Here is a 9,625-nt window from a genome sequence, read left to right as displayed (position 1 = left end):
CTATTCCACGGAAGTCACTTCACTACCGCACACCACTTGAAGTATTCCTAAGTCACGTCACAGATGAACAGCTTTCAACATTTTTCTAATTTAAATTGACATTTCGGGTGATTAAAACTGCTATTTTGCCATATTTGGCATTGAGCTGAGCTAATTGAAACATCTACGAAGCGATTTCCCAATTCAATACCATCCTTTTGAACAAACTCAAGAGAAGTAGTAGTGTACTGAAATTTATCTGCCTCATAATAATTAGCCCATCTTGATTTTGCTATCCGCCCTGTTGCTAACAACCACAAAGTCCAAAGGGTAATCAACCAGTTATGATGTTCTACCACTAACAACTGAATATTAGAAGAAAATAGATTATCATGCATTGCTTGCTTATTCCCACGGACATGGTGATTTAGACAAGTAGCAATATATGTATTTGGAAATAGTTGATGATGATGTTTTTCCTGTAGCATTAGTGAGAAAGGTTGCTGGTTGTACAAAACACCGCCCGCACTAATTAAAAATGTTAACAGGCCCATTTTTGAGGAAGAACGTTTTTTACTATTTCTTTTACTAATCAATGCTGCATCAAATCCAATCCCTAAAGAATTAACAAAAAAGCCACTTTCATCCTTAATTGATTCATGATATTGACCAACTGAGATCATTGTTGTTTTATTTGCCGATTCAATTTGTTGAAATGCTTGGATTGGATTTTTACGAATGCCATATGCAACCGCAAAACCATTTGTTAAGCCGGTTGGTATGACTGCAATAGGAGTAGAGTTAGTTTTGGCATTATGATGATCGATACTCATTACACCATTAACCACTTCATCGATGGTACCATCACCACCAACCGCAACAATGACTTCCTCATTATCTGTTGAAGTATTTGCAATGTCACGAGCAAGTTCAGTGGCATGACCAGAGTATCTAGTAAATACATCATGATAATCAATATTATGACTATCTAAATAATGCTTTAGCTCTTCCCATTTTTTCTGGCTGCGATTGTTACCGGCCGTTGAATTGATAATGAATGAATAATGCATTAGAGAATTGCCTCCTGGCATATTTGTTCATGAAAAAAGTCAGGACGGGTAAAACGTCCTGACCTGGAAAGTAACATTTCTAGAACTTAGTGATTTTAAAATCGGCGTTTTGCTTTTCATATTCTAGAGATTTTTCATCTAGCAGTTCAATATATTCGATATTATATTCAGTATTATTCTCAACTAGTTGACGAGCTTCAGCTTCTGAATCAGCTTCTAAGTATAAAGACTTCGTGTTTTCACGACGTGGTGTATTGTTTTTACTTGGTTGGAAATAAACTTTAAAAGTCATAGTAATACAAGAATCTCCTTTAAGTGTTATTAATAACGTTTCAAATACTAATATATTCTATCACAAATTAAAAATGCTGTCGCCTGAGTGTGGTATCCTTATTTATAAAAGTTACTATGAGAAGGAGAAAATAAATGTCTTTAATGTGGTTAATTATAATATCCATTGTAATCGTAGTTATCATTTATGAACTGACACACCGGATTTTAATCAAACGGGCAACGTTGATTGTTCAAAGAAGAGCTCAATCAATAACAGATCAAATTGTCTTTGATGTCTTAAATGATAAATTGAATATTCATGACTGTGATCAGCAATCAACATTAGTTTCAGACATTTGGGGAAAGGGTGTGCTTTCTTTTGAATATAATATTGGAACTGTTGACAGTGTACCAGTAACCCGTGACGAACTAGAAAGACAACTGAATCAATTAGCTATTGAGAGGAATGTAGACTTCTTTCAAAAGGCTCCCCAGGCATTTAAAATTACTGATTGGTGGCAGGGTAAGAAAAAGTTTCATATGGATGTTACCTATCTAATGAATGAAGCATCCTACGAATACGTTCAAGATTTACATAAATTAGGTGAATAAAAAAGGTGGCATTTTCATGTCACCTTTTTAAATTATCCAAATAAAACAGTATCTTCAGGTGCTTTAAATGGATGTTCTTTGTTAATGTGATCATAGAAAAGAACACCATGTAAGTGATCAATTTCATGCTGACATACAATTGCCGGATAGTGCTTTAATCGAACCTTATGTGTTTCACCATTAACATCTTGATATTTTAAAGTAATTCTGTCATGACGAGGAACATATCCTGGGACGTCTTTATCAACAGAAAGGCAACCTTCACCTTCTGTTAAAGCGCCATATTGAACTGATTCACTTACGATTACGGGATTGATAATCACATCTTTGAATTGAGGTTTGCCACCCTCTTCATCGGCAGGAACTAAAACAGAAGCCATTTGCTTGGAGACACCCACTTGAGGCGCTGCTAATCCTACTCCAGCTCTGAGTCCATACTTTTTACATAGCTCAGGATCTTGACTAACTTCTAAATATTCCATTAATTTATGAGCAAATTCTTTTTCTTCGGAAGTCAAAGGGAACTCAACTTTGGCTGCTCGTTTTCGTAAAACAGGGTCGCCATCACGGACAATATCTTTCATTAAAAACAATGTTATAAACCTCCAAAACTCTTTAATAAATAGTCTATCACAAATTTTTTAACAGTTGTATTAATAAGGAACGTCATTTTCAAAAGAAGAATGGTAAAATAATACAAAATAGAGGTGCTCAAGATGTCTAATAGAAATTATTCTTATCCGATTGATCCTAATTGGAGTATTAAAGATTTAGAAACAGTTATCAAAATGTTTAATGTAGTTGAACGTGCCTATGAAGAGGGCGCTCAGCGAGAACAGATTTTGGATTGCTATCGAAAATTTAAGAAAGTCATCCCGGCAAAGTCGGAAGAAAAACAACTTGGCCGAGATTTTTATAAAAAAAGTGGTTACCAATTATATAGTGTCGTCAAGGAAGCACGTACCACAGACAAAAAACTAATCAGATTATCACGGAGGTAGGACAATGCTACAGGAAATTGATCAAAAGGTTCAGCAGTTAATGTGGGATGTGCAAAAGCGTACCTTAGATCGGATGAAACAATCATATGATGTCAATTTAAAAACTAGCTATAAGGATTTGGTTACTACTGTTGATAAAGAGAACGAAAGATATCTAAATCAGCGCCTACGAGAAATTGACCCGGATGCCAAAATCATTAGCGAAGAAGGGTATGGTGACCAAGTTAATGATTTAAAAGGGCATGTTTTTATTGTCGATCCAATTGATGGAACAATGAATTTCGTTATGCAACATTGCAATTTTGCAATCATGATTGCGTTATATGTAGATGGTGAACCAACATATGGATACATTATGGATGTAATGAATGATAAGCTATACCATGGTGGTAATGGAGATGGAGTCTTTGTAAATAATCATCAATTAAATACTCCTGCGAATAATAGTCTCCACGATAGCCTAATGGTTCTCAACGCTGGTTTAACTCTTGATGGGGGACACAATGTAAGAGAAGTTGGTAAACAAGCTCGTGGTTTAAGAATGTATGGAAGTGCCGGTATCGAAATGATTTATGTTATTACTGGTAGAATTGGTGGATATTTATCATATCTCAAACCATGGGATTTAGCCGCCGGCATGGTTTTAGCATTAGAACTAGGCTTAGTTGTTAAAGGAATTGACGAGCAACAAGTTAATGTGCTATCATCTAATCTTGTATTGGTAGCGACAAAGCAAGTTGCAAGTGATGTTTTGGAACTTGTTGATTAGCCGTTAATACTGTGACTGCGGTCACAGTTTTTTTATGAGAAAGACTAAACTAATTAACCATGAAAGGAAGTTTAAGCATGAAATCACGTGATGATATTCGTAACATTGCGATCATTGCACACGTTGACCACGGTAAGACCACTTTGCTGAACGAAATGCTCAAGCAATCCGATACCTTACCAGAACACTTTGAAATTCAGGATCGGGCAATGGACACTAACGCCATTGAACGTGAACGGGGAATAACCATTCTCTCAAAGAACACTGCGGTTAAGTACGGCAAATATCAATTTAACATTTTGGATACGCCAGGACACGCTGACTTTGGTGGTGAAGTTGAACGTGTTATGAAGATGGTTGATGGTGTTCTTTTAGTAGTTGATGCTTTTGAAGGAACTATGCCACAAACTCGGTTTGTTCTTAAGAAGGCTTTGGAACAACATTTAACACCAATTGTTGTTATTAACAAGGTCGACCGTAAGGGTGCTCGTCCAGAAGAAGTAGTTGATGAAGTACTTGATTTATTTATTGAATTGGGTGCCGATGAAGACCAACTTGATTTCCCTGTAATTTACACTTCAGCAATGAATGGTACTTCTAGTTATGATTCTGATGTTTCTACTCAAGAACATACGATGAAGCCATTGTTCGATACAATTGTTAAGACAATCCCTGCTCCAGTTGATAATTCTGATGAACCTCTCCAGTTCCAAGTTGCTATTTTAGACTACAACGACTTCGTAGGTCGAATTGGGATTGGTCGTGTTTTTCGGGGCAAGATCAAGATCGGTGACAATGTTACATTAATGAAACTTGATGGTTCTAAGAAGAACTTCCGGGTTACTAAGCTGTTTGGTTTCTTTGGTTTGAAACGTGAAGAAATTCAAGAAGCGGAAGCTGGAGACTTGATCGCCGTTTCTGGTATGGAAGATATTAACGTTGGTGAAACTGTAGCCGATGCTAATCATCCAGAAGCTCTTACACCACTTCGAATTGATCCACCAACATTGCGGATGACATTCCGGACTAATGATTCTCCATTTGCAGGTCGTGAAGGTAAGTTTGTGACTGCCCGTCAATTGGAAGATCGTTTAAAGCGTGAAATGCAAACCGATGTTTCATTAAAGGTTGAAAATACTGATGATCCAGGTGCCTGGACTGTTTCTGGTCGTGGTGAACTGCACTTATCAATCTTAATTGAAACTTTACGTCGTGAAGGTTATGAATTAGCTGTTTCCCGTCCAGAAGTTATCTATCGTGAAGTAGATGGACAAATGTGTGAACCATTTGAAGAAGTATTAGTTGATACTCCAGATGAATATAGTGGTGCCATCATTGATAGTTTAAACAAGCGTAAGGGTGAAATGACTAACATGGAACCTGACAATAATGGCCAAACTCGGTTAACTTACTTAGTACCTTCTCGTGGTTTAATTGGTTACTCAACTGAATTTATGTCCATTACACGTGGTTATGGGATTATGAGTCATACCTTTGAAAAATATGCTCCAGTAATTAAAAACTGGAACCCTGGTCGTCAAAAGGGTACTCTTGTTTCAATGAATGCTGGTAAAGCAACAACTTACGCTATGATGGGGATTGAAAGTCGTGGTACTTTGTTAATTGACCCAGGTACAGAAGTGTACGAAGGGATGATTGTTGGTGAAAATAGTCGTGAAAACGACATCACTGTCAACATTACTAAGGGTAAGAACCTTACCAACGTTCGTGCTGCTGGTTCTGATGAAATGGCACGTATCAAGACGCCAACTCACTTCACACTTGAAGAATCTCTTGAATTCTTAAACGAAGATGAATATTGTGAAGTTACACCTGAAAATATTCGTTTACGTAAGCAAATTCTGGACACCAATGCTCGTGAAAAAGCTGCTAAACGTCGTAAGGCTGCTTCACGTAAGTAATGTCTACTATGAAACTGACGAATCTGATTTGATAAGTCTTTTTCAATAAATTAAGTCTTAAATGTTCATTAGCGAATGTTTAAGACTTTTTTTGTGCTGTGATCAATTAGTAAAATTTGAAGAGAATGAATTAATTGCCGTTATTGATGACAAGGTTACCATTGAATTTAAAGAATATATTATTAATAATGGTGGTTCTTAAAAAACTAACCAGAGAATGGTGTATAATTATTTGCGTGATTTTAATTTGAGTGAGGAAGAAATGCAAGTGGCATTAAGGAAATTAAAACAGTTAGATCCATGGATCGCATTGCCATATATTACCCTATGTATAATTGGTGTGATTATGGTTTATTCTGCAAGTGCTGGTATTCAGATGCAAAATGGTGGTTCACCTACTGGTTATTTGATCAAACAAAGTATCTTTGCAGTAATTGGTGTTGCAATTGCCCTGTTTGTAGCGTTGATGCGGCTATCCATACTAAGAAATTCAAAAGTTCTAAAGGGATTTTTTGTGGTTTTGCTAGTGATGTTATTATATGTCAAAATATTCGGAGCTGCGGTTAATGGGGCACAAGGTTGGATTAATGTGGGTTTTTTCAGTATTCAACCTGCTGAAATTGCTAAATTCTTTTTAGTAGTATATTTGGCAAATCAATTTGCTCATTATAATGAACGCCAAGAAACGTACAGTCTTACTAAAGCAGGATATCCAATTTCTGTAGCGGCTGTTTTGCTTTTCTTAATTTTTATTCAACCGGACTTTGGTGGATTTGCCATTAATGGTTCAATTGTGGTTGTTATGTTTCTCGGTAGTGAAATCAATTGGCGAAAAGGTGTATGGATTTTATTAACGTCACTGGGTTTGTTAATTGTAGGTTTGCCGTTGATTGCCAAGTTTGTCGTTGCTCATTTTCATGGTTATCAAGTGAACCGTTTTGTTGCTTATATTAACCCGTTCGCTAATAATAATGGTGTTGGTAATCAGTTAGTAAACTCTTACTATGCCATATCTAATGGAGGATTAACAGGAGTGGGCCTGGGTAATAGTATTCAAAAAATGGGATACCTGCCTGAACCCAATACGGACTTTATTCTTGCGATTATTAGCGAAGAATTAGGCTGGTTAATGGTTGCTTTTATCCTAGTGTTAATCATGATTATTGTATGTCGTACAATTCAGATCGGAGTAAAGGTGGATTCACTTTACCAAGCTTTATTATGCTACGGGGTAGCAACATTTATTGCTGTTGAAACTTTTTTTAATATTGGTGGTGTTTCAGGCTTATTACCAATTACTGGGGTTACTTTACCATTTATTTCGTATGGTGGTTCGAGTATGGTAGTATTAAGCGCAGCAATTGGTTTGGTCTTAAATGTTAGTCGTCATTATAAAAGAGCACGTAGCTTAATGAAATAAGAAGGGTGACTAGACAATGTTTCAAATGACAGAACGCCAGGGATTGATAGTTTATATAAATAATTTTCATGTTTTACGTAGGCTACGTCGTTATGGGCATATTGTCTATGTTTCTAAACGAATGCGTTACGTTGTGCTATACGTGAATCGGTCATTAGTGGAAGAGTTAAAAAAGGAATTGGAAAAGCTTCACAGTGTTACATCCGTAAAGCCTTCCGAATGGCCTAATATTGATCCAACTGTATTTCGCTTAAGTGATGTTGAGAATGCTAATAATCAAAATAATGAGGAATAATAAATATGAGAGTAGTATCTGGTAAATTTCGCGGACGGAGATTAAAGGCAGTTCCTGGAATGGCAACCCGACCAACTACCGACAAGGTGAAAGAATCTCTTTTTAACATTATTGGGCCTTATTTTGATGGCGGAAAGAGTTTAGACTTATATGGTGGAAGTGGTGGATTAAGTATTGAAGCAGTTTCTCGTGGGATAGAGACTGCTACTATTGTTGATCGACAGTATGCCGCTATTAAGACGATTCGGCAAAATGTTGCTCTGACCAACGCTCCACAGTCATTCAAAATAATGAAGCAAGACGCACAAAAGGCACTTCAGTTATTAGAAAGCCAGAATGAAAAGTTTGATTTAGTCTTTTTAGATCCACCTTATGCTAAGCAAAAGATTGTTAATGATATAACAAAAATGGTTGACTATCATTTATTAAATTCTGAATCACTAGTTGTTTGTGAGACTAATCAAGAAGCTCACTTACCAGATACATTAGATGGATTTGAGCTTTATAGACGCCATGAATATGGCATTACGGTTTTGACGATTTACCAATATAAAGGAGGAAATGAAAAGTGAAAGTAGCAATCTTTCCTGGTAGTTTTGATCCGTTGACTTTAGGACATTTGGATTTGATTAAAAGGGGGAGCGCTCTTTTTGATCAATTAGCAGTTGCTGTAATGGATAACGCTAGTAAGCATCCGCTTTTTAGTTTAGATGAACGGGTTGCTCAGGTTAAAGAAGCTGTAAGTGGGCTGAGCAATGTATCAGTCATTACTAGTCAAGGATTAACAGTTGACTTGATGAATAAAATTGGTGCAGATTACTTAATGCGTGGTTTGCGGAATTCAAAAGACTTTGAATATGAACGTGACATTGCAGCGATGAATCAATTTTTAGATGATCAAGTAGAAACAGTATTCTTGTTGGCTGATCCTAAATATCAACATCTATCAAGTAGCCTGCTAAAAGAAGTTACCATGGCAGGTGGTGATATTTCAGCTTACCTGCCGGCTAATATTAACGCGGCGTTAGAAAAACGGTTAGATGAACGTCAAATGAGACAGGTGAAGAAACATAATGAAAATAGATGATAAAAAAATCATGCGACGGGTATTATATTCCGTTGCATTGATTTTATTTTTAGGCTGGTTTATTTTTTGGCCCCTCAATAAATACATTGAAAGTCCAGGTAGTGCCGATAATTTACGATCTTATGTCACCATTCCTGGTTATCCAGATAAACAAAAAGGGAGTTTTATGATTACGTCTGTTTATCTTCAACAGGCAAGACCAGCTACGTATATTTGGGCAAAGTTGACTCCTAATACCTCGCTTGAAAATGCTAATGAAGTTACTGGTGGTCAAAGCGGTAAAACATTTGACAGGGTTCAAAATTTTTATATGCAAAGTGCAATTAATCAAGCGATTGCAGTTGCCTTTAAAGCAGCACATCGACCTGTCAAGACAACTTATCTAGGTATTTATGTATTGCAAGTACAAAATAGTTCTAAATTTAGAGGAAAAATTAAAGTTGGTGACACGATTACTAAGGTTAATGGTCATCACTTCAATACAGCTAAAGGATATCAAAAATACATTGGCAAACAAAAAGTTGGGTCACCACTAACAGTCCAGTATATTCACAATGGCAAGTCTAAGCAGGTTACTAAGCCATTAGTGAAGATCAGTAACTCAAGAGCTGGGATTGGAATTGTTTTAACGGATAATACCAAAGTTCACACCACACCAAAGGTGACTGTCAATCCAGGGCAACTTGGTGGACCGTCTGGTGGTTTAATGTTTGCCTTACAAATCTATCAACAAATTACTGGTCAAGATTTACGACATGGTAAAAAAATTGCTGGTACGGGTACCATTAGTCAGGACGGTACTGTTGGTGAAATTGGTGGTATTGATAAAAAGGTTGTTGCCGCACATCGAGCGGGGGCAAAAGTTTTCTTAGCGCCATATGTTAAGCCTAATAAACTTCTTTTGAAATATGAGGAAGACCACCAAACTAACTACCAAATGGCAAAGGCAACGGCTAAAAAGTACGCTCCGGGAATGAAAGTTGTACCGATAAAGAACTTCAGCGATGCTGTACATTACCTTCAAACTCATTAATACTAATAAAAACGGTGAAATTAAATAGTTTCTTAATTACGAAACTATAAAAATTTCGGTTCTACACCAAATGGTGTTGGTTAGAGATTTTTCATCTCTATACCAATGCCATTTTTGTGTTTTAAACAAAAAAACAGAGGTAAACCTCTGTTACAATGAAATCG

12 protein-coding genes are annotated in these 9,625 nt (G+C 36.6%); 9 read left to right on the top strand and 3 right to left on the bottom strand.

What is annotated here, in order from left to right; translation table 11 throughout:
* Window positions 1–74: 74 nt before the first annotated feature.
* A complete protein-coding gene (locus H5975_RS06115; RefSeq protein WP_204785309.1) occupies window positions 75–1,049 on the bottom strand; it encodes a diacylglycerol/lipid kinase family protein in 975 nt (324 codons plus the stop codon).
* A 79-nt stretch (window positions 1,050–1,128) separates the two neighbouring features.
* Window positions 1,129–1,341, bottom strand: coding sequence for a DNA-directed RNA polymerase subunit epsilon (locus H5975_RS06110; protein ID WP_178659868.1), 213 nt, complete (start codon window positions 1,339–1,341; stop codon window positions 1,129–1,131).
* Window positions 1,342–1,475: 134 nt separating this feature from the next.
* Here H5975_RS06110 and H5975_RS06105 point away from each other — a divergent pair, with 134 nt between their 5' ends.
* The gene (locus H5975_RS06105; RefSeq protein WP_204785308.1) at window positions 1,476–1,934 is read left to right on the top strand and encodes a hypothetical protein; all 459 of its coding nucleotides are present in this window, start codon (window positions 1,476–1,478) and stop codon (window positions 1,932–1,934) included.
* A gap of 32 nt (window positions 1,935–1,966) precedes the next feature.
* On the opposite strand, the gene def is transcribed toward H5975_RS06105, so the two are convergent.
* Complete coding sequence (gene def / locus H5975_RS06100; RefSeq protein WP_204785307.1) at window positions 1,967–2,527, bottom strand: peptide deformylase; 561 nt, start codon at window positions 2,525–2,527, stop codon at window positions 1,967–1,969.
* 123 nt (window positions 2,528–2,650) lie between these two features.
* On the opposite strand from def, the gene H5975_RS06095 reads away from it, so the two are divergent.
* The 8 genes from H5975_RS06095 to H5975_RS06060 all read left to right on the top strand — a co-directional run bounded on the left by H5975_RS06095 (window position 2,651) and on the right by H5975_RS06060 (window position 9,461).
* Complete coding sequence (locus tag H5975_RS06095; RefSeq protein WP_204785306.1) at window positions 2,651–2,935, top strand: UPF0223 family protein; 285 nt, start codon at window positions 2,651–2,653, stop codon at window positions 2,933–2,935.
* A 4-nt stretch (window positions 2,936–2,939) separates the two neighbouring features.
* Entirely contained in the window at window positions 2,940–3,704 is a 765-nt protein-coding gene (locus tag H5975_RS06090; RefSeq protein ID WP_204785305.1) for an inositol monophosphatase family protein, read from the top strand.
* 77 nt (window positions 3,705–3,781) lie between these two features.
* Window positions 3,782–5,626: a translational GTPase TypA gene (typA, locus tag H5975_RS06085; protein WP_178659858.1), complete on the top strand. Its 1,845-nt coding sequence runs from the start codon at window positions 3,782–3,784 to the stop codon at window positions 5,624–5,626.
* Window positions 5,627–5,888: 262 nt separating this feature from the next.
* Window positions 5,889–7,046, top strand: coding sequence for an FtsW/RodA/SpoVE family cell cycle protein (locus tag H5975_RS06080; protein WP_204785310.1), 1,158 nt, complete (start codon window positions 5,889–5,891; stop codon window positions 7,044–7,046).
* Between the two features lie 16 nt (window positions 7,047–7,062).
* Entirely contained in the window at window positions 7,063–7,341 is a 279-nt protein-coding gene (locus H5975_RS06075) for a YlbG family protein (RefSeq protein WP_204785304.1), read from the top strand.
* A gap of 5 nt (window positions 7,342–7,346) precedes the next feature.
* On the top strand, window positions 7,347–7,913 hold the full coding sequence (gene rsmD / locus H5975_RS06070; RefSeq protein WP_204785303.1) for a 16S rRNA (guanine(966)-N(2))-methyltransferase RsmD: 567 nt from the start codon (window positions 7,347–7,349) through the stop codon (window positions 7,911–7,913).
* Window positions 7,910–8,428, top strand: a complete 519-nt coding sequence (gene coaD, locus H5975_RS06065; RefSeq protein ID WP_204785302.1) for a pantetheine-phosphate adenylyltransferase — start codon at window positions 7,910–7,912, stop codon at window positions 8,426–8,428. Before rsmD ends, coaD begins: the two co-directional genes overlap by 4 nt.
* A complete protein-coding gene (locus H5975_RS06060) occupies window positions 8,415–9,461 on the top strand; it encodes a SepM family pheromone-processing serine protease (protein ID WP_204785301.1) in 1,047 nt (348 codons plus the stop codon). The genes coaD and H5975_RS06060 overlap by 14 nt, the downstream gene beginning before the upstream one ends.
* Window positions 9,462–9,625: the final 164 nt, after the last annotated feature.

Source organism: Limosilactobacillus coleohominis (assembly GCF_016901675.1).
GTDB lineage: Bacteria > Bacillota > Bacilli > Lactobacillales > Lactobacillaceae > Limosilactobacillus > Limosilactobacillus intestinavium.
The sequence above is the reverse complement of the archived record's forward strand: the minus strand, read 5'-3'. Positions and strand labels throughout refer to the sequence as shown.

Bases quoted from the DNA above. Each gene is read 5' to 3' on its own strand.
- H5975_RS06110 (WP_178659868.1), bottom strand. From the start codon at position 1,341: ATGACTTTTAAAGTTTATTTCCAACCAAGTAAAAACAATACACCACGT.
- typA (WP_178659858.1), top strand. From the start codon at position 3,782: ATGAAATCACGTGATGATATTCGTAACATTGCGATCATTGCACACGTT.
- rsmD (WP_204785303.1), top strand. From the start codon at position 7,347: ATGAGAGTAGTATCTGGTAAATTTCGCGGACGGAGATTAAAGGCAGTT.
- H5975_RS06105 (WP_204785308.1), top strand. From the start codon at position 1,476: ATGTCTTTAATGTGGTTAATTATAATATCCATTGTAATCGTAGTTATC.
- H5975_RS06115 (WP_204785309.1), bottom strand. From the start codon at position 1,049: ATGCATTATTCATTCATTATCAATTCAACGGCCGGTAACAATCGCAGC.
- H5975_RS06075 (WP_204785304.1), top strand. From the start codon at position 7,063: ATGTTTCAAATGACAGAACGCCAGGGATTGATAGTTTATATAAATAAT.
- H5975_RS06080 (WP_204785310.1), top strand. From the start codon at position 5,889: ATGCAAGTGGCATTAAGGAAATTAAAACAGTTAGATCCATGGATCGCA.
- H5975_RS06095 (WP_204785306.1), top strand. From the start codon at position 2,651: ATGTCTAATAGAAATTATTCTTATCCGATTGATCCTAATTGGAGTATT.
- H5975_RS06090 (WP_204785305.1), top strand. From the start codon at position 2,940: ATGCTACAGGAAATTGATCAAAAGGTTCAGCAGTTAATGTGGGATGTG.
- H5975_RS06060 (WP_204785301.1), top strand. From the start codon at position 8,415: ATGAAAATAGATGATAAAAAAATCATGCGACGGGTATTATATTCCGTT.